The sequence below is a fragment of the Spirosoma panaciterrae DSM 21099 genome (assembly GCF_000374025.1).
GTDB classification, from domain to species: Bacteria; Bacteroidota; Bacteroidia; order Cytophagales; family Spirosomataceae; genus Spirosoma; species Spirosoma panaciterrae.
On the sequence record NZ_KB893191.1, the window covers coordinates 54,229 to 78,905 of the forward strand.

General features: G+C 49.6%; 17 protein-coding genes. 15 read left to right on the plus strand and 2 right to left on the minus strand.

Translation table 11 applies throughout. The features are described from left to right. Nucleotides 1-39 precede the first annotated feature (39 nt). Together B153_RS0119445 and rpoN are read right to left on the minus strand one after the other, a co-directional pair. Nucleotides 40-627 (minus strand): hypothetical protein, encoded by a 588-nt coding sequence (locus B153_RS0119445; protein WP_026262279.1) that lies wholly within the window; start codon nucleotides 625-627, stop codon nucleotides 40-42. Nucleotides 628-788: 161 nt separating this feature from the next. Continuing rightward, nucleotides 789-2,237, minus strand: a complete 1,449-nt coding sequence (gene rpoN, locus B153_RS0119450) for an RNA polymerase factor sigma-54 (protein WP_020598413.1) — start codon at nucleotides 2,235-2,237, stop codon at nucleotides 789-791. Nucleotides 2,238-2,392: 155 nt separating this feature from the next. Here rpoN and B153_RS0119455 point away from each other — a divergent pair, with 155 nt between their 5' ends. From B153_RS0119455 to B153_RS36780, 15 genes are all read left to right on the plus strand, one after another. Continuing rightward, nucleotides 2,393-3,871: a nicotinate phosphoribosyltransferase gene (locus B153_RS0119455; protein WP_020598414.1), complete on the plus strand. Its 1,479-nt coding sequence runs from the start codon at nucleotides 2,393-2,395 to the stop codon at nucleotides 3,869-3,871. A 360-nt stretch (nucleotides 3,872-4,231) separates the two neighbouring features. Beyond that, on the plus strand, nucleotides 4,232-5,974 hold the full coding sequence (locus B153_RS0119460) for a histidine kinase dimerization/phosphoacceptor domain -containing protein (RefSeq protein ID WP_211221694.1): 1,743 nt from the start codon (nucleotides 4,232-4,234) through the stop codon (nucleotides 5,972-5,974). Nucleotides 5,975-5,983: 9 nt separating this feature from the next. Continuing rightward, a complete protein-coding gene (locus tag B153_RS0119465) occupies nucleotides 5,984-6,721 on the plus strand; it encodes a response regulator (RefSeq protein WP_020598416.1) in 738 nt (245 codons plus the stop codon). Between the two features lie 152 nt (nucleotides 6,722-6,873). Further along, nucleotides 6,874-7,611, plus strand: coding sequence for an HAD family hydrolase (locus B153_RS0119470; protein WP_020598417.1), 738 nt, complete (start codon nucleotides 6,874-6,876; stop codon nucleotides 7,609-7,611). Nucleotides 7,612-7,722: 111 nt separating this feature from the next. Beyond that, complete coding sequence (locus B153_RS0119475; protein WP_020598418.1) at nucleotides 7,723-8,868, plus strand: TIGR03364 family FAD-dependent oxidoreductase; 1,146 nt, start codon at nucleotides 7,723-7,725, stop codon at nucleotides 8,866-8,868. A 227-nt stretch (nucleotides 8,869-9,095) separates the two neighbouring features. Further along, nucleotides 9,096-12,344: a SusC/RagA family TonB-linked outer membrane protein gene (locus B153_RS0119480; protein ID WP_020598419.1), complete on the plus strand. Its 3,249-nt coding sequence runs from the start codon at nucleotides 9,096-9,098 to the stop codon at nucleotides 12,342-12,344. Nucleotides 12,345-12,443: 99 nt separating this feature from the next. Next, nucleotides 12,444-14,015: a SusD/RagB family nutrient-binding outer membrane lipoprotein gene (locus tag B153_RS0119485; RefSeq protein WP_020598420.1), complete on the plus strand. Its 1,572-nt coding sequence runs from the start codon at nucleotides 12,444-12,446 to the stop codon at nucleotides 14,013-14,015. 222 nt (nucleotides 14,016-14,237) lie between these two features. Beyond that, nucleotides 14,238-15,158: a metallophosphoesterase family protein gene (locus B153_RS0119490; RefSeq protein WP_026262281.1), complete on the plus strand. Its 921-nt coding sequence runs from the start codon at nucleotides 14,238-14,240 to the stop codon at nucleotides 15,156-15,158. Between the two features lie 3 nt (nucleotides 15,159-15,161). Continuing rightward, the gene (locus B153_RS0119495) at nucleotides 15,162-15,710 is read left to right on the plus strand and encodes an HD domain-containing protein (RefSeq protein WP_020598422.1); all 549 of its coding nucleotides are present in this window, start codon (nucleotides 15,162-15,164) and stop codon (nucleotides 15,708-15,710) included. A gap of 2 nt (nucleotides 15,711-15,712) precedes the next feature. Beyond that, nucleotides 15,713-18,505 carry a bifunctional YncE family protein/alkaline phosphatase family protein gene (locus tag B153_RS0119500; RefSeq protein WP_020598423.1) on the plus strand — a complete coding sequence of 931 codons (2,793 nt, stop codon included), beginning with the start codon at nucleotides 15,713-15,715 and terminating at the stop codon, nucleotides 18,503-18,505. A 122-nt stretch (nucleotides 18,506-18,627) separates the two neighbouring features. Beyond that, nucleotides 18,628-18,996 carry a hypothetical protein gene (locus B153_RS0119505; RefSeq protein WP_020598424.1) on the plus strand — a complete coding sequence of 123 codons (369 nt, stop codon included), beginning with the start codon at nucleotides 18,628-18,630 and terminating at the stop codon, nucleotides 18,994-18,996. A gap of 50 nt (nucleotides 18,997-19,046) precedes the next feature. Continuing rightward, nucleotides 19,047-20,333 (plus strand): DUF5690 family protein, encoded by a 1,287-nt coding sequence (locus tag B153_RS0119510; protein ID WP_020598425.1) that lies wholly within the window; start codon nucleotides 19,047-19,049, stop codon nucleotides 20,331-20,333. A 205-nt stretch (nucleotides 20,334-20,538) separates the two neighbouring features. Then, nucleotides 20,539-22,623 (plus strand): NAD(+) synthase, encoded by a 2,085-nt coding sequence (gene nadE, locus B153_RS0119515; protein ID WP_020598426.1) that lies wholly within the window; start codon nucleotides 20,539-20,541, stop codon nucleotides 22,621-22,623. Nucleotides 22,624-22,660: 37 nt separating this feature from the next. Continuing rightward, nucleotides 22,661-23,956, plus strand: a complete 1,296-nt coding sequence (locus B153_RS0119520; protein ID WP_020598427.1) for an AAA family ATPase — start codon at nucleotides 22,661-22,663, stop codon at nucleotides 23,954-23,956. Beyond that, nucleotides 23,953-24,672, plus strand: coding sequence for an HNH endonuclease family protein (locus tag B153_RS36780; protein WP_020598428.1), 720 nt, complete (start codon nucleotides 23,953-23,955; stop codon nucleotides 24,670-24,672). Before B153_RS0119520 ends, B153_RS36780 begins: the two co-directional genes overlap by 4 nt. The last annotated feature ends 5 nt before the right edge of the window (nucleotides 24,673-24,677 follow it).

The following is a 24,677-nucleotide window of genomic DNA, read 5'->3' on the forward strand; positions in this document are numbered from 1 at the left end:
GACTGTCAATGACCCTAAAATGACGTAAAGCGAATGACTTTAGATGAGCCAGAAGACGGTCAGCAAACTTACGCCAAAACCTAATCCTAAACCGGCTGTGATTTGTGAAAGTGTATGGGCATTAAGCTTCAACCGCGCACTTGCGACACATCCTGTCAGAAGAACGAGCAGGAGCAAAGGGAAAAAGAGATCGTTGATGCTGAATTTAAGCATAATACTACCGATCACACCCACTACTCCACCAATACCTACACTGTGGGCGCTGATTTGCCAGCTCAGGCTAATCAGACCTACTAACAGGATAGAGATGGCGGTACTGGCTAATAAAACACCAATTTCGGGCGCTACGGTCGATACCAGCTCCATCCGAAACGTGAATAAATACGCCAGAAATAAGTAAATGATAGCCGTCAGAAAATAGGGCAATCGTCGGTCCTCCAGTGTGTGGAGTTGCAGGCTTTTGACATAGCCACTACGAAAGAGGTAGTAGATCAGCAGCGAGGGTACTGCAAACGTACCGACAAAGATCAGCACCAGTAAGCTGAGCCGTAACGAACTGGAAAAGGCATCCATACCCAATACACTGGGTACCTGAAACAGCAAGACGCCAAACAGCAGTGTAGGCATCAGCAACGGATGAAAAATTACCGAAAGAAAGCGAGCAAAAGACGTTGTCAATGATGAATTATGAATGATAAATGATAAATACTTTGCCGGGTAATCAAGATGCGTTTCTGCAAAGTTAACCTTTGTGACGCTTATCATTTATCATTCATAATTCATAATTATTAAAGCTGTTTTCGTAACCGGGCTACCGGAATATTGAGTTGTTCGCGGTATTTGGCTACCGTGCGCCGGGCAATGTTGTACCCCCGGTCATTTAGTATTTTCTCCAGCTTGTCGTCCGACAGAGGATGCAGCTTGGGTTCGGCATCAATCAGATCTTTCAGGATATTTTTTACTTCCCGGCTGCTGACATCTTCGCCCGTATCGGTCGAAATGCCTTCCGAGAAAAAGTATTTGAGCGGATAAATCCCGAATTCGGTTTGTACAGCTTTGCTGTTGGCTACCCGCGAAACGGTCGAAACGTCCATGTCGATCAACGTAGCAATGTCTTTCAGGATCATGGGTTTAAGCCGCGATTCGTCGCCCGTCAGGAAGAAGTCATACTGGAAGCGAACGATGGCGTTCATCGTTTTGAGCAAGGTTTGCTGGCGCTGTTTGATGGCATCGATAAACCATTTGGCGGCATCCAGTTTCTGCTTTACGAACGTGACCGTTTCTTTCAGGGATTTATTCTGCTTTTTGCTCTTGTCGTAGGTGTCGAGCATATCGGCAAACGACCGGCTGATGCGTAGCTCAGGGGCGTTTTTGGAATTCAGTGTCAGTTCGAGCTTGCCGTTGTTATTGGTCAGAATAAAATCAGGCACCAGGTATTGGGCGGCTCCGGCTTCATCTTCTACAGACCCGGGTTTAGGGTTAAGCTTGATGATGATGTCGATGACTTTTTTAAGCGAATCGTCGCTGATATTGAGTCGTCGCTGGATTTTGTCGTAATGTTTTTTGGAAAACTCATCAAAGAAATCCTCGATGATCCGAATGGCCAGGATGTTGTAGGGGTCGGCCTGGTCTTTCCGCCGGAGTTGCAGAACCAGGCACTCCTGCAGGGTACGAGCGCCAATGCCGGGTGGATCGAACGACTGAATTTTATGCAGAATATCCTCGACTTCTTCGGTTGAGGTAAACACATTCTGCCCGAAGGCCAGATCGTTGACAATGGCCTGCAACGATCGACGGATGTAGCCATCGGCTTCGATACTGCCAATAAGCTGAAGCCCCACGATTCGTTGCTGTTCGGTCAGATTAAGATAGCCAAATTGCTGAAGCAAGGCATCGGTCAGGCTCGAACTGGTGGCCAGAGGCATTTCGCGTTCCTCTTCGGCATAGTTGCCGTCGCCCTGCATTTTGTAGCCTGTATAGTCTTCATCTTTGATGTAACTATCGATGTCCAGATCGTCGTCACGTTCTTTGTAATCGTCTACCTCATCGTACGGATCGTCTTCCTCTTTCTGCTCATATTCTTCGTCCATACCCTCTTCCAGGGCTGGATTAATTTCCAGTTCTTCTTCAATTCGGGTGTCTAATTCAGCGGTTGGTATCTGGAGCAGCTTGATAAATTGTATCTGCTGCGGAGATAGCTTTTGCTGAAGTGATTGGGATAGGCTTAACTTCTGCATGTTGATGCTATAAGCGGTAGAGTTGATCCGTTATGTTGAGCGGTTAAGTTGGTAGCGCAAAACTGCCCCTCACAATTATCAGACCAAAATAGTCAGTTTTTTGTTTTTGTGCACATAAATTTTCTGTGAAGTTGTTAGGCACTACCTTCGCGCTCATGACAAATAAGCTTTACGATACCTCATTAAGCCTACTGACGGATCTGTATCAGGTGACGATGGCCTATGGGTACTGGAAATCGAAAACGGCTGAGAAAGAAGCGGTTTTCAATCTGTACTTTCGGAAAAATCCATTCAACGGGGGCTTTACGATTGCCTGTGGGCTAGCTAATGTGATTGGCTATATTCAGAACTTCGGATTCTCAAAAAAAGATCTACGGTACCTCCGAACGCTCCAGGGCAATGACGGAGAGCCGATGTTTGAAGAGGCTTTTCTGGAGTATCTGGCCAATTTAAAGCTGACCTGTAGCCTTTCGGCCATTCCTGAAGGCACCGTTGTTTTTCCTAACGAACCCATGATCCGGGTACAGGGGCCTATTCTGCAGTGTCAACTGCTCGAAACCCCGCTCCTGAACCTGATCAACTTCGAATCGTTGATTGCAACCAAAGCGGCCCGGTTGCGGCTGGTGGTTGAAACGGATAAGCTGCTTGAGTTTGGTTTGCGGAGAGCGCAGGGAGTCGATGGAGGCATGACGGCCAGCCGGGCTGCTTACATTGGGGGCTGTGATGCTACCTCCAATGTGCTGGCTGGAAAGCTGTACGATATCCCTGTGCGGGGAACTCACGCGCATAGCTGGGTAATGTCGTTCGACGACGAACAGCAGGCGTTTGATACCTACGCCCAGGTACTGCCCAACAACGTTACCCTCCTGGTCGACACCTACGACACCCTGCAGGGCGTTCGGCATGCCATAGAAACGGGTAAGAAATTGCGGGCACAGGGCCACCGACTGGCTGGTATCCGGCTCGATTCGGGCGACTTAGCGTATTTGAGTATCGAAGCTCGTAAACTGCTCGATGCTGCCGGGTTTCAGGATACCGATATCGTAGCCAGCAATGACCTCGACGAAACAATCATCAACAGTTTGAAGCAGCAGGGAGCCAAAATCAATATTTGGGGGGTAGGGACCAAACTCGTTACCGCTTTCGACCAACCGGCACTGGGCGGGGTTTATAAATTAGCCGCTTTACGGAACGATGCAGGGGAGTGGGCTTATAAAATGAAGCTTTCAGAGCAGGCGATTAAAATATCGACGCCGGGTATTCAGCAGGTTCGCCGGTTTCGTGACGAGCGCGGATTCCTGGCCGACATGATCTACGATACTGAAGTTATGAATGGATCGTCTGGAGCCACCACGATGATTGACCCACTCGACTTTACCAAACGACGTCGTTTTGATGCCAGTCATCCCTACGAAGACCTACTGGTACCCGTATTTCAGGATGGCCAGTATGTATATACTTCACCGGGCATTCATGACGTACGGGCGCGGGTACAGGCACAGCTCGCAGACCTGCACCCGGGCGTAAAGCGTTTTGTAAACCCGCACATTTATCCGGTTGGGTTAGAAAAACGGCTGCACGATCATAAGACGGAACTGATCCTTAAGCTTCGGGAAGGGCAAACTAAAAAATAAGCAGCGAACCGAAATCGTAGCATGCACCAGGGTGTGGACCAACCCAGGCGAAAGTGGATCAGTCCTGAGGAATGGATGGGTGATTGTAGAGTTTGAACATAGCGTTTTGATTGAGCAGGTGTGATTAAAAACGGAAAGCGGAAATAAATACTAGCTACCTACTGATAGGTAAATATTTACAAATAAGTCTTATTCTAAAATCAGTAACAAGAGAACCTATGTCAACCCTATGCTTTTTCTTGCCAACCACCATTTTTTTCTTGTGGAAAAAATAATTGTCTAGAAAAACAAGGGGTTGAGTAGATTTGCGGACAGAGGGGTTGTTGAATGCCTATTGACTATCACACCATGCAGTGCTGTTTGCGTGCCTTTTTCGTGCTTATCGGAGGGTTATGGATAATCACATCGAGCCGAAGCATCGCGCAGGAATCTTCCTATCTGAAAGTACAGACCAACCGGCTACAAAAGGCCCAGCAGGCCGAGCAGGATGCGCGGGCAAAAGGAGATTCGTCGCTGCTGGCCGAAGCCTACTATCTGTACGGTAAAACCTACTCGTTTACGGGCGATTATCAGAATGCGCATCGGTATTTTATCAAATCACTTCGTATTCTTGAACCCAAAGGTTTTTCGGAAGAACTGAGTCGGCTGTACTATCGGCTGAGCAACATCGAAATCAAGCAAGGGCATTTGAAAGAGGCTGTGCGGTATGGTCGCTATGCCGTTCATATTGCGCAGGTCTTAAAGTCCGATACCGCAATTTCCCGAGCCAGTATCGGGATGGGACAGGCGTACGCAAATATCTGGACAAGTCAGCGGCCGCAATCCCGGATACCGTACGACAGCAGCCTTTTCTTTTATAGGGAAGCCGAAGCGGCCTGTCGACGGTTAAAGGACAGCGTTGGCGTGGCCGATGTCTATTCGGCTTTGGGCGAACTCCTGGCCATTGCCCGAAAACCACAGGCGGCTACCTATCTGGAAAAGGCATTAGCGTTGTTCCGAATCAAAAAGAAAGAGGATATACTCTTGAAAGTGACGCCACAACTGGCTGGTGTTTACCTCGATAATGGGCAGCTCGATCAGGCATGGCAACTACTAAGTGAGGCCGAAAAACACTATACATCCCGAAACCTGCATGACTACGACACGCAGATAAGTATCGATCTGCAGCTTGTTCGCTACTATGAAAAGACGGGTCAGTGGAAATTGGCCTACGAACGTCTACAGCAAGTGCAAAGCCTGCAGAGCTATGCGTTTCAGGCCGATCATCAGGGGGCCATCACCCGACTCAATGTTGAGTACGAAACGGAAAAGAAAGAAGCTCTGCTGAAAACGCAGAATCGTGAGTTGACCTTACGTGCTGAAAATCTCCAGAGCCAGCGTCGGTTTACCTTTACCCTGTTGCTACTGCTTGGGCTGGTAACGGGTATGAGTCTGGTATTTTTTCGGCTGTATCGACGGAACCAGCGAATCAGCCGCCGAAACGAAGCACTGGTGAAAGAACAGAACCACCGGGTTAAAAATAACCTGCAGGTAGTTGCCAGTCTGCTAAACCTTCAGGCTAAACGGCTGTCGGATGAAACGGCAAAAAAAGCCGTAGAGGAGAGCCGATTGCGTATTCAGTCCATGGCCATAGTCCATCGGCGGCTGTATGATGGAGACGAACTGGCACAGGTTGATCTGGAAGAATTTGTCCGGGAGTTGGTGCAGGGGGTGTTAAAAACCTTTGGATACCCAACACTGGAGCCGCATCTAACGATTGATGCCCTTTCGCTCACGGTCGATAAAGCTGTACCCCTGGGGTTGATCCTGAATGAATTGATAACCAATGCCTGCAAATATGCGTTTCCTGCCAGTAGTACCCCTCAGCTCTGGATTCGCTGCCGCCAGCAGGGAACACAGCTTGAGTGGGTGGTGGCTGACAATGGCCCTGGTTTCGATAAGGCAGAAACGTCATTCTGGGACGATGGTGTTGTTGTACAGCGTACGTCTTTTGGCATGGCCCTGATTGATGCACAGGTGGCTCAATTGTCTGGAACCTATTCGTTTAGCCTTGGCGAAAGCGGCAGGGGAACCCGGTTTAGTATGGTCTTTAAACTGTATTAATGAGGATTTATGAATCCGTTAACGATTCTGATTGTTGAAGATGAAACCATTACCGCCATGGACCTTCGCGAAACGCTACAGGAAGCGGGGCATACGGTTGTGGCGATTGCCCGTACGTTTGAGCAGGCATTGGAGGCTGTAAAAGTTCACCGGCCTGATCTGGCGCTGATCGACATTCAACTGGAAGGCTCAAGTGCCGATGGCATTACAACCGCACGCGAACTGCTGGAAATTCATCGGATGCCGATTATTTATTTGACAGCCAATTCGGAGTCATCAACCTTTCACGCGGCTAAAAAAACGCTTCCGGCAGCCTACTTGCTCAAACCGTTTCGGCACGACGAGTTGAAATTACAGGTTGAACTGGCTTACTATTATTTTCAGTCAATGCTCAAAGAGCCGCAGGAGGCCTTGTCGGTTGGGTATTTGTACCTGCCTGTTGATAAAGGATATGAGCGCGTAAATCCGAATACGGTACTGTACGTGGAAGCTGACGGAGCCTACGTGAAAATTTACCTGACCAATGGCAAAACACACCACATCAGTACCAACCTGAGCCATCTGGCCCAGTACTTTCAGGCCGCTAATTTCTATCGGCTTTCCCGTTCACTGCTCATTAACCTCGACTATGTAGAGCGCGTGGAACCGAATTATCTGTTTTTTACGGATTACCGACCGGCTGTCCAGATTCCAGCTACCAGCCGGAAAGAACTGCTGAAAAAACTGACCATCGTACGAACCAAATAAAACGAGATTCGCTGCCTGGGTGTTTTTGGATAGCTGTTGGGACAGATCGAACAGGCCAGAATCCTAAAAATATTCTCTATTTCTTAATACAAAGCGGGTAGCACGTACTGAAAAAATCCGTTGCTTTACTTCTCCTCAGACAAATTCAATCCATGCAACCCATTGAATTAGTGGTTTTTGATATGGCAGGCACCACCGTTACCGACCACCACGAGGTGGAACGGTGTTTTGCCGAAGCCGCTGCCCAAACCGGCCTCTTCGTTACCGACGAACGAATACTGGCGATGCAGGGCCTTGCCAAACGATATGTGTTCGAAACACTATGGAAAGAACAACTTGGCGAGTTGCATCCTGATATTCAGCGGCAGGTCGATGTGTCGTATGCCTCCTTTCGGCATATTCTGGAAGCCCATTACCGAACGCATGGCGCTACACCAACCGAGGGATGTCTGGATACGTTTGCCTATCTGCGGAGCCAGGGGATTGCGATTGCGCTTACCACGGGTTTTTACCGGGTCGTAACGGATATTATTCTGGAAAAACTGGGTTGGCTCGACGGACTGAACAAAGACTATATAGGTGGGCCAGAGAGCATAATTCAGCTTTCCATCGCCAGCGATGAGGTAGAACGCGGACGCCCCTATCCGTATATGATTGAGCGGGCCATCAAACTTCTCCATGTGAGTAGCCCTAAAGCGGTGATTAATCTCGGCGATACACCTTCCGATTTGCTTTCAGGTCGGGCAGCCGGGGTAGCGCTCAATCTGGGTGTTACCAACGGCACCCATTCCCGCGATCAACTGGAAGCCTATCCACACGATAAATTACTAAACTCGCTTCGGGAATTGCCCGACCTGATTGCCCCCCGGAAAGAAACGATTGAACTATAGAAGAAGAAGGAATCAAGGGAAGGGGGCAGAAAAGGGAAAGACGTTACGTACTTCTCCTCCCTTTCCTGCCTCCTCCCTTTATTCCCTCTCCTCCCTTTCCTCCTTTGATGTATGCCTACTTACGATCTGATTGTTGTTGGTGCCGGAGCACTCGGGACCTTTCATGCCTATCATGCCGCTAAAGCCGGACTGCGGGTGTTGCTGCTCGAAAAAGACCGCTATCCTGTTCAGGCTACCGTACGAAATTTTGGGCAGGTTGTTCCTTCCGGGCTGGCTGGTCGATGGTTCGACTATGGGCGTAGGAGCCTGGAAATTTACCAGCGTATTCAGCAGGAAACGGACCTGACTGCTCGGGCCAATGGTACCATTTACATCGCATCGGATGCCGACGAATGGACACTGGCGAATGAGCTATATGACCGATACCAGCGCGTGGATTATCCATGCTCTTTACTGACCAAAGCTGAATGTCTGGTTAAATATCCCACGTTGCAGCCTGAGTATGTAGTGGGCGGGTTGTTTTTCCCGGATGAAATGAGTGTAGAGCCCGAACAGATGATTCATCGGCTCATTGCGTACGTCCAGCAAAAATACGAGGTGGATTACCGACCTGGCTCGGCTGTTATTGATGTGCAGCCGGATGGGGGAGGGGCTACCGTAACCCTTAGCAATCGCCAGCGCTTTCAGGGAAATCGGGTACTCGTTTGCGGGGGGCATGAAGTTCGTCTGTTGTACCCCGAAATTTTGGCTAACGCCGGATTGGTCGTCAGCAAACTGCAAATGCTGCTGGCTGAGCCTGTAGCTGGCCTTCAGCTTCCCGGAAATATCCTGACCGGATTGACCATTCGGCGGTATGAGTCATTTCAGGAGTGCCCTTCCTATTCGAGCCTAAAAACGCCGGATTCGCTGGCTGAACTCAAAAAATGGGGCATTCATATTCTATTCAAACAGGCCGTTGACGGGTCGATCATCATTGGCGATTCGCATGAATACGCCGACGCTACCCAGGCCGAAGATCTGGGATATCATACGCAGGATTATATCAACGACCTGATGCTGACCGAAGCCCGGCGGATAGTTTCGTTTCCGATTACCATCAAGAAAACGTGGGCCGGTTTTTATAGCCAGACTCCTGCCGAAATCTTCGAGTACGATGTCGATCCGGCTATTCGAATCGTGACGGGCATCGGCGGCAAAGGCATGAGTTCGGGAGCTGGCTATGCTGAGGAGAGTATCCGTAATTGGCTGGATGTATAGGTGTAGACAGGAAGAAATCGAAACATAACGATAAGGTAAAATTGGCTTAATGTTTCGCTGTAAACGGCTTATGTTGTTGATAATGAAGTAAACTAAGGGTAATACTGGCGTGATAGTCGAAACCTACTTTTGCGGGAAATTACTTAAGCAATACTAACCTGCAAAAGCGTATGAAGCCTTCTTTACCGTCTTCAGCGTCATTAACCGGCTCATGTCGACGCCTGTTGATGACGCTTTTAGTTAGTGCGGTGCCCATCCTGTCGGTTTGGGCGCAAACTGTATCCGGGCGAGTTACCTCAGCCGACGATAACCAACCGCTACCGGGAGTGTCGATTGTGGTGAAAGGCTCCTCTACAGGTACTACCTCTCGGGCCGATGGGACCTATTCACTGAATGTACCCGCCAACGGTACGCTGACGTTTTCATTCATTGGCTATCAGACTCAGGAGCTTACCATAGGAAACCGGACTACGATCGATGTGGCTATGGCCGTAGGGACGGCTACCCTGAGCGAAATAGTGGTAACAGCACTGGGTATCAAAAAAGATATTCGTCAGACAGGGGTAGCCATTCAATCGGTCGATGGAGCACAACTGCTGAAAGCGCGTGAACCGAATCCGATCAACTCCCTAACGGGAAAAGTAGCGGGGTTGACCATCGGTGCCTCGTCGGAACTGCTTGGGCGCCCGAACATTTCGTTGCGGGGTAACTCTGATGTACTCTTTGTGGTCGATGGTATTCCCATCACGTCCGATACCTGGAACATCAGCGCCGACGACATTGATACCTATACGGTACTGAAAGGCGCTTCCGCATCTGCCCTGTATGGCTTTCGGGGGAAGAATGGGGCCATTCTGATTACGACCAAACGCGGAACGAAAGACAAGCGTGGTTTTTCGGTGGAAGTGAATACGAGCCAGATGTTCGATCAGGGGTTCATTGCCATTCCGAAAGTACAGGATGAGTACGGCCCTGGCGATCACGGAGTTTATGCGTTTGGCGATGGAAAAGGCAACGGTCTGAACGATGGCGACTACGACATCTGGGGACCAGCTCTGAATGGTCAGTTAATTCCTCAGTACGACAGCCCGGTAGTGCCCGGCCAGACCTTCACGACTAAGTTCCCGAATGGGGCTACCTTTACCAGCGACCGTCAGCCAACGGCCTTCATTCCTCGTGGTAAAGACAACCTCCGTCGGTTCATCCAGACGGGTATCCTGTCGAACAACAACGTAGCGGTAGCGGCTACGGGTGAGAAATACGATATGCGTTTTTCGCTGTCGTATAACTACCAGCGTGGTCTGGTACCCAACACCAAACTGAACGTAGCCAATTTCAACATCACAGGTGGCTATAACTTTTCACCCAAGCTGCGTTTCGAATCGAGTCTGAACTATAATCGGCAGTTCACGCCCAACTTTCCCGATGTGAACTACGGGCCTAACTCGCTGATCTATAACATTATTGCCTGGGGTGGTGCCGACTGGAACATCGATGATATGAAGCAAATCTGGCAACCGGGCAAAGAGGGTACGCAGCAGATCTACGCCGAATACCAACGGTACAACAACCCCTGGTTCCTGGCCAAATACTGGTTGCGTGGTCATTACAACAACAACGTGTATGGCTATGCGTCATTACGGTATCAACTGGCCGATGGGCTGCAGCTGACCGCAAAAACGCAGTTGACGACCTACAATCTGCTCCGTACCGAAAAATTCCCATATTCGGCAACAACCTATGGTCGGGAAGAAGCGCGGGGTGATTATCGTGAAGACCGTCGGGCCCTGTTCGATAACATCAACCAGGTGTTGCTGCAGTACAACAAAAAAGTGACGCCCGATCTGACCATCAATGCCCTGGCGGGTGGCGAAGCACGGGTTTTTAACTACAACTCCGATTTTGCCAGCACCAACTACCTGAACGTTCCGGGCGTATACAACTTTGCCAACTCATCGAACGCATTGATCGCCAATAACTTTCAGGCCGATATGCGCGTACTGTCGGCTTATTATTCGGCAGACTTCACCTTCCGCGATTATGTAACGCTGACCACAACGGGCCGGATGGACAAACTCTCGACCCTTCCGAAAGGCAACAATGCCTACTTCTATCCGTCTGTAGCGTTGAGCACGGTTCTGTCGGACTACATTAATCTGCCAACGAACCTGGGAATTTCGTTCCTGAAACTGCGGGCGTCGTATGCCAATGTAAAAGATGGTCTGACCCAGTCGACGATTGGCACAACCCCCGGTGCTTCGTACCCGCTGGGATATGGCGTTGATTACAGCTCGTCGTATGGTGGGCCAACGTACCAGAACTCGGCGGTATATTCACTGCCGCTCGTGTACAACAACAAACCGTCGGCCTATTACACCAATACGCTCAACAACCCGAACCTGAAGCCGAACTCGACCTCGCAAACGGAAGTAGGTCTGGACATTCGTTTCCTGAACAACCGACTAGCCCTGGATGCGGCTTACTTCATCAGCAACGACGGCCCTCGTATTTTCACCCTGCCTTCATCAGAATCAACGGGCTATACAGGACGGCTGGTGAACGGGATCATGACTCAGAAGAAAGGTGGTGAAATCTCGTTGACGGGCCAGGCTCTACGGACTGCCAAAGGTTTTAACTGGGATATTGTAGCCAACTACTCGACCTATACCGAGCGGCTGAAGGAAGTGTACCCGGAAGGCGGTATCAACACCCTGGCCTCCAACTATTTTGTAGGCAGCAGCAGCAGTTCGCGCTTTATCAACATTGGTGACCGGACCGATGGATTCTATGCGGGATCGTTTATCCGTACGCCCGATGGGCAGTTGATCAACGACGCGGGTGGACGACCCATTGTCAATCCGGTAGCGCAGTTTCTGGGGTATGTAAATCCGAAATTTGTGTGGGGCATCAACAACCGATTCAGCTACAAGAACATCAATTTCAGCTTCCAGTTCGATGGACGCGTGGGTGGTATCATCGGCGATTATGTCCGGCAGAAAACGTTCCAGGGCGGTCGTAACATCGAAACCATCCAGGGTGCGTTTGGCGAAGCCCGTAAAAACGATGTGCAGGCTGTTAAATCGTATGTGGGTGAAGGCGTGGTGTTGACCAGTGGCTCGATCAACTACGATGTAAACGGGAATATCCTGAACTACGGCGAATTGAAATACGCACCGAACACCACCAAAACCTACGCACAGGATTACATTGCCCGGGTGTATGGTCAGGCCGAATCATATCTGATGAGCCGGAGCTACGCCAAACTGCGCGAAGTAATCATTGGCTACACGCTGCCCCAGACGGCCCTGCGTCGGCTGGGTGTAAAACAGGCTAGTGTGTCGGTCGTTGGTCGTAACCTACTCTATTTTGCGAAGTACAAAGACATCGACCTCGACCAATACCTGACGGGTGGCGTTTCGGGTCTGCAAACGCCAACCACCCGACGCTACGGTATCAACCTGAATCTGGTATTTTAAAACGTTTGGCACCCTAAATCCCCTAAAGGGACTTTGGCCACTATTGGATTAAGTCCCCTTAGGGAATTTAGGAGTAAACCGACTATCGACTTTATAATCATGAAACTTCATAAACACATACTCCTTCCGGTTTTGGCGCTGGGGCTGTTGCTGACCAGTTGTGAAAAACCCTTCGATCAGCTTGAACAGGACCCGAACCGGCCTACGAGCGCACCCGCTTCGCTGGTGTTTAATGGTGTGCTGAACGATATGTACAGCATTGCGGGCGGTGGTGCCTGGAACGATTCCCAGCGTTACAACCAGTTCTACGCCAGCAATTACAACTACTACGCCACCAATGAGTATTCCTGGACATCGACTGGACTGTATTACACGACGCTGAAAAATGTGGTAAAAATGGAGCAGGAAGCCAAACGGGCGGGCTTACCGGATGTAAACGCCTATTCGGCACTTGGGAAATTTTTCCGGGCCTATTTTTTCGAGCAAATGACCAAGCGGCTGGGCGATATTCCAATGACGCAGGCCTTGCAGGGACTGGACAATCAGACGCCAAAATATGATTCGCAGAAAGATGTGTACGTCCAGATTTTGAAGTGGCTGGACGATGCGAATAGTGACCTGGCTACGCTGATTGCCAAAAATGACAACAACCTGACAGGCGATATTTACCTGAACAACAGTCTGACCAAATGGCAGAAAGTGGTCAATAGCTATAAGTTGCGGGTGTTGGTTAGCTTGTCGAAAAAAGAGTCGGATACCGATCTGAACATCAAAGCCCGTTTTGCTGATGTGGTGAACAACCCCACCAAGTATCCATTGATGGCGTCGATGGATGATAACCTGCAATATATCTACAACAATCAGTACAACAAGTACAATCGGAATCCCGACAACTTTGGTCAGAATGCCACGCGCGAAAATATGGCCGCTACGTATTTAGGAACATTGACCTTGCTGAAAGATCCCCGGACGTTCGTGGTTGCCGAACCCGCTACGGCCAAAGTGGCTACAGGTGTTAAACCAACGGATTTTGCTGCATTTGTCGGGGCATCGTCGGGCGAAGATCTGGCTATCATGTCGTCGAATGCCAACCAGGGGTTGTATTCGTTCCAGAATAGGAAACATTACTACAGCACCTATACGGCTGAACCGTACATCCTTGTCGGGTATCCTGAATTACAGTTTTCCCTAGCCGAAGGGATCAACCGGGGCTGGGTGGCTGGCAATGCCGAAGACTATTACAAAAACGGTATTCTGGCATCCTGGGGATTTTATGGACTGAAAGATGGAGCCAATACGGTATATTTCTCGGCCGATGGTGGGTATAAAGTGTTCAATACGTATACGGTCAATGTAAGCTTTGCCGATTACTACGCGCAGTCGGCGGTGAAGTATGCAGGCAATTCGGCTGATGGGTTGAAGCAGATTCTGACCCAGAAATACTTGGCCTTTGCGCAGCAGTCGGGTCTGGAAGCGTTTTATAATCAGCGTCGGACGGGCGTACCCACGTTTTTGGTTGGTCCTGGAACAGGGAACAGCCAACGGATTCCGCTCCGCTGGCAGTATCCGGCTACCGAACGGTCGTACAACTCGGCCAACAATACAGCGGCTGTTCAGAGCCAGTATGGCGGTAATGACGACATCAATGCCGCGATGTGGAGTTTGAAATAAACCCTTACCGACAGCCCATGTGAGCAATTGCATGGGCTGTCGTGATAATTGGAAAAAACTACGATACCAAACATCAGTCAATTGGTAGCCTTGTTGTCGAAACCGTTCTCGGTAAAAGCCGAGAGCGGTTATTGGGCGTTTAAGGGGATTCCTTTATTTTTAACGCATTCCTGTTTATCAACGCCCCTAACTGGCGTATTTTTAACCAACTGCTTTCCGTTTATGAACCGTCGAACCCTTCTTAAATCGGCTAGTTTACTCCCTTTTGTTCCTGAGTTAACGGTTGAATCCTCCCCCCAGCATCTGGCGCGTAAACGCAGTGTTCGGTTTGCCTACGTGGGCGATACGCACATTACGCCCGAGACAACACCGATGAAAGGTGTGGCGCAATGCCTGCATCATGTGCAAAGCCAGACTGATAAACCCGCGTTTGTTCTGCACGGGGGCGATGTAATCATGGATGCGCTAAAAGAAGATCGGTCTGGAGTACAGAAGCAGTGGGACGCATGGCATACCGTTATGAAGGCTGAAAACTCATTGCCCATTGAGTACTGCATTGGTAATCACGATGTTTGGGGGTACGACGGCGCCAAGAGTGATCCGATGTATGGTAAAAAATGGGCTGTCGACCTGATGCGCATTGGAGAGCGATACCGTAGCTTTGATCGGAATGGCTGGCACTTTATCATTCTTGATAGCGTGCAGTTGACTCCTGAAAATAAGTGGTATACGGGCTTTATCGACCCGGAGCAGTTGGAATGGCTAAAGACCGATCTGGCAAAAACCAACTCGAAAACCCCCATACTGATTCTGTCGCATATCCCCATTTTCAGCCCTACGGCCTTTTTCAGCGAAAGCAACGTGAAAAATGGCAACTGGGCTATTTCGGGTGGGCTGGTGCTGAACAATACACCCGAATTGCTAAAACTATTTTACCAGTATCCCAATATTAAAGCCGCTTTGAGCGGGCATATGCATTTGCTGGATCGGGTCGATTACAACGGCGTGTCGTACTTCTGCAATGGGGCTGTGTCGGGAAACTGGTGGAAAAGTGATGTGTATCAGCAAACGAAAGCCGGGTATGCTCTTTTTGACCTGTTCGACGACGGAAGCATTGAACGAACTTACCTTCAGTACACATAATCTATGCAAGTTATCGCTGACCTTTTTGCCCAGGGCGGGCAGGATGCTTATTACGGAGAGCCTGTAACCCAGATTGAACACGCATTGCAATGCGCCCATCTGGCCGAGAAGGCCGGAGCCGATGAAGAAACCATTGTCGCTGCTTTTCTGCACGATATTGGCCATTTGCTTCCGCCCGATTTAGCCAATGGCTACATGGATGGGTACGGTACGGTAGACCATGAACGGCTCGGTGCCGACTACCTGCGCGAGCTTGGTTTTTCGGAGAAAGTAGCGCAACTGATTGAGCATCATGTGAATGCTAAGCGGTATCTGGTGTATAAAAATGCGGCCTACTTCGATCGGCTATCGGAGGCTAGTCTGAAAACGCTGGAATTTCAGGGCGGCCCCATGAAACCGGGTGAAGCGCTGGCCTTTGAAACGAATCCCTATTTTCGGGAGATTCTACAGGTACGCGGTTGGGACGAACAGGCTAAAATACCCGGATTGCCCACGCCCGATATGGCGTATTACCTGGCAATGGCCCAACGGGTCGAGAATTCTGCCAATTAAGTATGAGAGTCATACCGTTTATTCTTCTGTTCATTTCCCTGCATACGTTTGCCCAGCGTACCTATACCACATTGCAGGTGCCCGGGCGGGCGGAGTTCAGCAACATTGATACTGCCGGTACATCCGTGTTACCAAGCGGCCGGTATGTGACGCCAGCAGGACGAACCATTCGCATTACGAACGATCCGTTTGGGCTGACGATTTCCCCTAACGGCCAACGGGCCGTGTCGTTACACGATGGGGTATTGACGGTTCTAAACCTGACCCATTCCGGAACTTCTCAGCCTGCGTCGGTGACCGCTATCCGTATTCCCGATTATGCCGGTAAAATTCCGGAAGCCTTAAAAGCTGGCTCGTTTCTGGGCGTTGCCTTTGCCCCTGACAACAAAACGGCCTACCTCAGCAACGGCGATAAAGGGCGCGTACTCATCTTCGACACCGATCAGCTCCGAACCATCGACAGCATCAACCTCGATGGCAATGGCTACACCGACAGCTTTACGTCAGACCTGCTCCTGAACGGCCGTGAACTGTTGGCTCTCGATCGAGCCAATTTTCGGCTGGTTCGGATCGATCTGGCAACCAAACGAATTACGGCTTCGATCCCGACCGGACGGCAACCGTTTGGACTGGCCATTAGCCCGGATCGGCAACTGGCATTTGTGGCCAATGTAGGGCTGTATGCCTACCCCAAAGTGCCCGGTGTAACCAAAGAAAATCAGGAAACGATGGCCCTGAAGTTTCCGCCTTATGCGGCCCATACCAAAGAGTCGGAGGAGGGTGTTGAGGCCGAAGGTCGCCGGATTCCGGGTTTGGGAAGTCCTCTGGTCGATGAAGCCATGAGCGTCTGGACGGTGAACCTGCGAACAAACAAGGTTGTGCGTAAAATCAAGACGGGGGTTCAGATTGGCGAAATGATCGAGGAAGCCGAAGTAGTAGGCGGTGCCTCGCCAAACTCAGTGGTGGTCGGCAGTCGTTATGCGTATGTTTCTAATGCCACCAACGACAATATTTCCATTATCGATTACAAGCCGGGTGGCCGTTCAGCTCCCAAACTGGCTGGAACCATTGCCCTGAAAATTGACCCGAAACTGGATCGGTATCGTGGGCTGATGCCCTTTGGTATGGCGCTAACCAAAGATGAAAAAACGCTGTATGTGGCACTGCTGGCCTTCAATGCGATCGCGGTTGTCGATGTACCGACTCGCACCGTTCGCGGGCTGATTCCGACCGGATGGGGTCCGACTCGGGTAGCGCTATCGCCCGACGAAAACGTGCTGTATGCCATTTCGGCGCGTGGGTATGGTGCCGGACCGAACGGTGGGGCCAGCTTTATGAAACCGCCACAGGGGACATACATTGGTGATATTCAACTCGGTACATTCCAGGCTATTCCCGTGCCAGACAAACCCCAGTTAGCGACTTACACGAAGCAGGTGCTGGCGAATACCTATCAGGCTGTTATCGTTACCGACGATGGCCGGAACCCCTTACCGGCTCTGCCGAAAATACGCCAGACACCCGCCAGTAAATCGCCCATCAAATACATTGTTTACATCACCAAAGAGAACCGGACGTACGATGAGGTGCTGGGCCAACTACGGACTGGGAATGGCGATTCAACCCTTGCCCGATTTGGTCAGGGGGTGACCATCAAAACCCGCGTGTCGACCAGTCGAGGCAATAGCGGACGAACAACCGATACGGCCCTGGATAGCGTTCGGATCACGGCTGCCGATGTGATGCCGAATCACCTGCGGGTGGCGCAGCAGTTTACGTTTTCAGATAATTTTTACTGCGATTCGGATGCCAGTATTCACGGTCATCACTGGATGATGGGCACCATTCCGAATGAGTGGGTGGAAGCCAATGCGGCCTCAAAAGGGCGATTCGATGCGGATTCCAAAGCACCGGGCCGACGATTTCCCAAAACATCGGGTGCTATCGACCCGGAAGATTACAATGAAATTGGCGGTCTCTGGGAAGCGCTCGAACGCAACAAAATCCCGTTCTACAATTTCGGGGAAGCCAACGAATATGCCGGATCGGTAGAAGAATGGACAACGACTCAGTTTGGGGCTGCCCAGCCCGTTGTGTTTCCCATGCCGAAAGCCGTGTATCCACATACCTCCCGCGATTATGCCGGATACAATACCAACGTGCCCGACCAGTACCGGATGGAGCAGTTCGAACGCGAGTTTACGGCCAAATGGCTGGGCAAGAGTAAGCAAAGCATGCCCCAACTCGTAACCATGCAGATTCCGAATGATCACGGCGCCGGTCCACGACCGGATTTCGGCTATCCTTATCTGCATTCATACATGGCCGACAACGATCTGGCCGTGGGGCGGGTATTGCATTTTCTGTCGCGCACGAAGTACTGGAAAAACATGCTGGTCATCATTACGGAAGATGATCCACAGGGCGGTGTTGACCATATTGATGCTCATCGTTCGATCCTGATGATGGCGGGGCCGTATGTGAAACGCGGCTACGTGTCGCATACCCATGCCAATTTCGGTTCGATCCTGAAGGTGATTTATAATATCCTCGGCGTCCCGTATGTGAACCAATACGACCAGACGGCCTCGCTTTTGCAGGACTTTTTCACCGACAAACCCGACTTCCGACCCTACGACGCGATACTGCCCGACAGCCGGGTGTTTGATCCGCAGGCAGCCATGAAGCCCTACAAAAAACCGTTCGACTGGCGCAAAATCCAGAAAGGTCCCGAAATGGACGACCGCGCTGACCAGCGTGCCGAACACTACCGCCAGCAAAACGGCGATTACTGATCGAATGGAACGCTACACCAACTGTTCGCATTATGCTTAATTGTGCTTCGTTGCTTATCTTGCATCAGCGGGGTGGGGCGTAGCCTCTTACGCTCATTCACACGCACTCATTAACCCTTTTTATGCCGAATACAGCCCAACTTTTAGAAGATAGCTTGCTGGTAATCTGGAATAACCGAAATGCTGACCAGCGTTTGGAGGCAATGAAAAGAGTATATGCTCCAGACATCCATTTTTATGAAAGCAACTCAGGCAAAGCGATCATTGGACACCAGGCCATCAATGAACTGATTACGAAATTACAGGCAGAATGGCCGATCGAATTTCAGTTCGAGTTGAACAAGCCATCACAAGTGAACCATTCAATACAAATGATTTCCTGGAATCTTGGCCCTCAGGGAGTTCAGCCTGTGGCAACAGGTATGGATGTGGCCGTTATTGAAAATGATCAGATTAAATCATTATATTTATTTTTAGACGCAACCGAATAGAGACTGCTTTTCAATAACACGCTTCACGCATCAACCTAAACGTCTCCTTTGTGAAATCACCTGCTTTTCTTCGTAACCCTACGGCGTTTGTACTGTATGGCGCTACAGCCGCGTTTTGCACCTATGCCTGCATGTACGCCTTTCGTCGGGGGATTACAGCGGTCACGTTCGAAGGGATGATGTTTGCCGGAGTGAGTTATAAAATCTGGCTCGTAACGGCCCAGGTGTTTGGGTACGCCGTGTCGAAAGGGATTGGCGTAAAGGTCGTGTCGGAAATGTCGCCCAGTCGTCGGGCCATCAATATTTTGTTTTTTGTGGGGGTGGCCTTACTGGCCTTGCTAGGCTTTGCGCTGGTTCCTGCTCCCTGGAACATCGTTTTTCTGTTTCTGAATGGCTTGCCGCTTGGGCTGGTGTATGGAACCATGCTGGGTTTTCTGGAAGGCCGACGCCAGACGGATGCGCTGGTGGCTGGTTTGACAGCTTCGTTCATTTTTGCCTCGGGCTTTGTGAAAACGGTGGCACTGACCATCAAAAGTGCCTGGGGCGTCTCGGAGTTCTGGTTGCCGTTTGTGACGGGCAGTCTGTTTATCCTTCCCATGCTGCTTTCTATTTACGCGCTCACGTTGCTACCACCGCCTACCGACGAAGACCGGGCATCGCGGACACTACGTAAGCCCATGGATGGCGATGAGCGACGTGCTTTTGTGGCCAATTTTCGTCCGGGCCTGATTCTGCTGATCCTGTCGTATGTGTTGTTATCGGCCTTCCGCGACTTCCGGGACAATTTTGGCCCCGAAATTCTGAAAGATGCAGGCGTCGAAAACCCCGGTATTTTCGCTAAAACCGAAACGCTGGTCGCTGTTGGGGTGCTGATTATTATGGCGATGCTCCAGCGCGTGACCGATAATTTCCGCGCCTTTACCTTGCTAAATGGCCTGATGCTGGCGGGCGGGGCGCTGGTTGGCCTGAGTACCTATGCCTACGCATCAGGTATGGTATCGCCCGGAAACTGGTTTCTGCTGACGGGTTTGGGGTTGTATATGGCTTATGTGCCTTGTAACGGGCTGTATTTTGAGCGGTTGATTGCTTCCTTTCGCTACGTCAGTACGGTTGGATTTATCGTTACCCTGGCCGACTGGTATGGGTATCTGGGGAGTGTTGGTGTGCTGCTCTACAAGAATTTCGGCCATGCCACGATCAGTTACCGCGAATTTTTTATCTACGGCGCTTACATCATGGCCGTTCTGTACATCGTACTGGTCATTGGTTCCTACCTCTATTTCAAAGGGCGTTTTCAGGCCGAAACTGTACTTCGGGAGAGGGCAAGTGTGGCCTAGAAGGGGATAAGCCCACTTCTCTTTTAGAATGCAAATCCGCAGAAGGCGGCAGGATTTTTATTGTTTTCCCTTCGCAAATCTATTTTAGCCTCATCTTTGTTATGCTTGCAGTACCTTGTTTCATGGGCGTCGAGCTTTGAGTAAGTAGTTGCTGTTGGAACTGCCCACTCTTTCGCTCTTTCGCTCATTCACTCATTAGAAATACATGAAACTTCTGAAAATTGCCGCCGGAGTTCTGAATCAAATTCCATTAGCCTGGGAACACAACAAACAAAATATTATCAACGCCATTGAAGAAGCGCAACGTCAGAATGTGAGTCTGCTCTGTCTGACCGAGTTGTGTATTTCGGGTTATGGCTGTGAGGATGCTTTTTTTGCGCAGAACACCATCGACCAGTCTATAGCTTCCTTATTGGATATAGTGGAGCATACCAGCGGCATTACCGTAGCTGTAGGCTTGCCTCTACGACACAATAACCGCACCTTCGATGTCGCCTGCCTGATTTCTAACAAGCGGATTCTGGGCTTTACAGCCAAGCAGTTTATGGCTAATAATGGGGTGCATTACGAAACCCGATGGTTCCAGCCCTGGCCGCCCTACCTACGGGATGAGATCAAAATCGGTGATTTTACCTACCCCTTTGGTGATGTCGTTTTCGATTTATCAGGCATTCGGATTGGGTTCGAGATTTGCGAAGATGCCTGGGTCGCCAGTCGGCCGGGGCGACTGCTGTATGAGCGCGGTGTCGATATTATTCTGAATCCCACGGCCAGCCATTTTGCCTTTCTGAAATCGCAGGTGCGTGAACGGTTTGTCGTCGATGCATCACGATCCTTTGGGGTAAGTTACGTGTATAGCAACATGCTCGGCAACGAAGCGGGCCGGATGATCTACGATGGCGATGCGATGGTGGCCTCGAATGGTGAACTACTGGTATCGGGTCCACGGCTGAGTTATGAAGATTTTCTGATCGTTTCAGCCGTTGTCGATGTGGAACTGACGCGCCTGAGCCAAACCCAGAATCGGGCAAATCTCGCCCTAGCTTACCCAAACCTGCGGGTTACCACGACCTTCGACTGGCCCGACATGGCCCCGGTGATTCAGAAAGCTGAACTCGAAGCCTGGGAGCGGGGGGGCTATCTGAAAGAAGAAGAATTTGCCCGAGCGGTAGCCCTAGGCCTGTTCGATTACCTGCGAAAAAGTCGTTCGCAAGGGTACGTACTGTCATTGAGTGGAGGAGCCGATTCGTCGGCCATTGCGGCTCTGGTCTTTCTGATGATTCGGATGGCTGTTCAGAACATTGGTCTGGATGGCGTGAAGAAAAAGCTAAGCTATATCAAGGCCATTCAGGCGTGTAAAACGCCGGAGGAAATGGTCGGTAAACTCCTGACGGTGATGTATCAGGGCACCGAAAATTCTTCCGACGATACGTTCAACTCTGCCAAAACGCTGGCCGACGACATCGGCGCTTCGTTCATGAATATCATGATAAACGGGCTGGTCGAAACTTATCGTGGATTGATTGAGGAACAACTGGGCCGGAAGCTCTCGTGGGATACCGATGATCTGGCGTTGCAGAACATTCAGGCGCGGGTGCGGGCTCCGAGTATCTGGATGCTGGCGAACCTGAACAATGCGCTGTTGCTCAGTACATCGAACCGTTCGGAAGCGGCTGTGGGGTATGCGACGATGGATGGCGACACCGCAGGCAGTATCAGCCCAATTACGGGGATCGATAAACATTTTCTGCGGGGCTGGTTGCGCTGGCTCGAAACCGTTGGCCTGAACGTGAAAAACGAGTGGACACCTGCCGACCGCACCGGAACGGTCAGTGATCCGGCGGCTTCCGATCAGTTGATTAAAGTAAAAGGGTTGAGCGTAGTTAACAACCTGCAACCAACCGCCGAACTGCGCCCCCTGGACAAGAAGCAAACTGACGAAGACGACTTGATGCCCTATGATGTGCTGAATTCGATTGAGGAATCTGCCATTCGGGATAAGCAGCCGCCGGTTGAGGTTCTGAAGATGGTTGAAGTACGGTATGCGGGTAGTTACGACCGGGATCGGCTGTTGCTTTGGGTTGAGCGGTTCTTCAAACTCTGGAGCCGCAACCAATGGAAGCGCGAACGGTACGCGCCCTCCTTCCACCTCGACGACCACAACCTCGACCCCCGCTCGTGGTGCCGCTTCCCAATCCTGTCGGGTGGTTTCGAAAAAGAGCTGGCTGAAATGCGCGACTGGGCCGCCGACCAGAAGCCCAACACCCGGAAAGGCAAGATTGGGTTTTAGGAAAGCCTATCGTTAAATTTGTGAAAAGCTGTTGGGTATGATTACACCAGAAGAATTCCCCTATATCAAATCCCTGTACGTAAACGACTGTTACGCGTACCAAGATTTCGATATTACCCTACATGACTACAAACCATTTAGTCATTTGATTTTGACGGGCAAGAATGGTTCGGGGAAGAGTACGATTTTAGAACATTTACATAACTACATTTCTGGATGGCAAACCATAGATGGTAGATGGTTTCAGGCTAGTAATAACTCTCTTTTACTGTATATTGGTACTTTACGAAACGAAAGAGATGGTAAGCTAAAAACCTATAAACGTTATGATGAAACAGATAATGATTATCGCCAAAGATTGATAAACGAGCTCAATAAATATGAGCGAGTAATCCCATCAATAAATACAGTTGTAGAAGTTTTTTGGGAACAAAATAAATCACTAATTGTCTACTCTTATTTTAAGGCCAAACGTGGGTATCAGTCTCAGAAAGTCGAAGGACCATCAAAAGAATCTGATTTTACTAGTAAAATTGATTCGCCCGAATCAACGGCTTATTTTACGTCATCATTCAAACAGTATTTGGTCAATAAAAAAATAGATCAAGCATTTGCCCAAATCGATCAACTAACAGAGGAGGTAAAAGTTACTGAAGCTTTTTTTGAGACGTTACGTGAAAAGCTTAGTGATATATTTGATATTAGAATTAATTCTATTGATTTTGATCATAAGAATTATGAGTTTTATCTTCATTTAGAAGATGGTCGTAAACTTACGTTCGAAGTTTTACCAGAAGGTTTTTCAGCTGTTCTGACTATTTTAATGGACTTGTTTATGCGGGTTGATTTAATCCGCAAACAACTAAATGAGTACACCTATAATCCTTGTGGAATAGTCCTGATTGATGAACCAGAAGCACATTTACATCTTCAGTTGCAGGAGCAAATTCTGCCTCTATTAACAAGCCTATTCCCGAATATTCAATTTATTGCTGCTACCCATTCACCAGCCGTTATTGCCAGTATAAAAAACGCGACCATTTTTGATCTAACGACCAAAGAAACCCGTATTAGCGAAGAAGCCGTTGGGCGAAGCTATTCGGATTTAATGATGTCGCATTTTGAGTTGAACAATGAGTATTCCAATATTGCGGATGGGATCATTGCTCAGGTTGATAAGGCTGTGGCCGAATTTGGAAATAACCCTGCTCGTTTGCGCGAAGTATTACAGCCGATCTATGATGCGAACAGCGCCTATTTATCACCTACGTTAAAGGTGAAGTTTGAATTATTAATGGCTGAACAAGAGGCCAAAGCAGTTGCCCATTCATGATTAATGTGACTCGTGACTTGGCATCACCCGAGTCATTACGTATTACCCCCGTTATTCAAGCCTATATTGATGCGTGTCTGGAGTACGAAGTGGATCAGACACTTCCTAAAGAAGACCGTACTATTGCCAAGCCGGAATGTAGCAGTTCCTATCGTACTGATGACGTTCTGGAGGCACTGCATCAGGTTTTTCTAGGTAAATGCTACCTGACAGAGAAGGTATTTGAGAGTGTCAGTGAAATAGAAATAGATCATTTCATACCGCGCTCAGAAAGGCCGTCTTTAAAATATGCCTGGTCTAATTTATACGCTTCAGACCACAAGGCTAACATAAGCAAACCAAAGATTTCTCCACCTGGCGGGTACCTTGATCCCTGTAATCCTGAAGATGACGTTGAAACACAGATTTTATACAGCCTCTCAATGGATGATACGCCACATTTTCGAGCATTAGATCCCCAGAATCAAAAAGCAATTAATACAGCGTCATTGCTTAATCGATTACATAAAGACTTGAGAAAGGCCATACAGGATAAACACAATGCGGTTTTAAAAATGATGGCAGAGTGGGGAGCAGCACAAAAAACCGGGGATAAACAGCGGGAGTTTGAATTGGAAATTGCCTTAAAGGAGGTATTGTCCCGGCGAAGTAACTTCACGATGCTGATACGCTCAAGCTATATAGTACGCCGTTTACCGCCTGAATTCTTCGATTAAGCTGG

Bases quoted from the DNA above. Each gene is read 5' to 3' on its own strand.
- B153_RS0119495 (WP_020598422.1), top strand. From the start codon at position 15,162: ATGCAAGTTATCGCTGACCTTTTTGCCCAGGGCGGGCAGGATGCTTAT.
- nadE (WP_020598426.1), top strand. From the start codon at position 20,539: ATGAAACTTCTGAAAATTGCCGCCGGAGTTCTGAATCAAATTCCATTA.
- B153_RS0119505 (WP_020598424.1), top strand. From the start codon at position 18,628: ATGCCGAATACAGCCCAACTTTTAGAAGATAGCTTGCTGGTAATCTGG.
- B153_RS0119445 (WP_026262279.1), bottom strand. From the start codon at position 627: ATGCCTACACTGCTGTTTGGCGTCTTGCTGTTTCAGGTACCCAGTGTA.
- B153_RS0119455 (WP_020598414.1), top strand. From the start codon at position 2,393: ATGACAAATAAGCTTTACGATACCTCATTAAGCCTACTGACGGATCTG.
- B153_RS0119480 (WP_020598419.1), top strand. From the start codon at position 9,096: ATGACGCTTTTAGTTAGTGCGGTGCCCATCCTGTCGGTTTGGGCGCAA.
- B153_RS0119470 (WP_020598417.1), top strand. From the start codon at position 6,874: ATGCAACCCATTGAATTAGTGGTTTTTGATATGGCAGGCACCACCGTT.
- rpoN (WP_020598413.1), bottom strand. From the start codon at position 2,237: ATGCAGAAGTTAAGCCTATCCCAATCACTTCAGCAAAAGCTATCTCCG.
- B153_RS0119465 (WP_020598416.1), top strand. From the start codon at position 5,984: ATGAATCCGTTAACGATTCTGATTGTTGAAGATGAAACCATTACCGCC.
- B153_RS0119475 (WP_020598418.1), top strand. From the start codon at position 7,723: ATGCCTACTTACGATCTGATTGTTGTTGGTGCCGGAGCACTCGGGACC.
- B153_RS0119490 (WP_026262281.1), top strand. From the start codon at position 14,238: ATGAACCGTCGAACCCTTCTTAAATCGGCTAGTTTACTCCCTTTTGTT.
- B153_RS36780 (WP_020598428.1), top strand. From the start codon at position 23,953: ATGATTAATGTGACTCGTGACTTGGCATCACCCGAGTCATTACGTATT.
- B153_RS0119485 (WP_020598420.1), top strand. From the start codon at position 12,444: ATGAAACTTCATAAACACATACTCCTTCCGGTTTTGGCGCTGGGGCTG.
- B153_RS0119520 (WP_020598427.1), top strand. From the start codon at position 22,661: ATGATTACACCAGAAGAATTCCCCTATATCAAATCCCTGTACGTAAAC.
- B153_RS0119500 (WP_020598423.1), top strand. From the start codon at position 15,713: ATGAGAGTCATACCGTTTATTCTTCTGTTCATTTCCCTGCATACGTTT.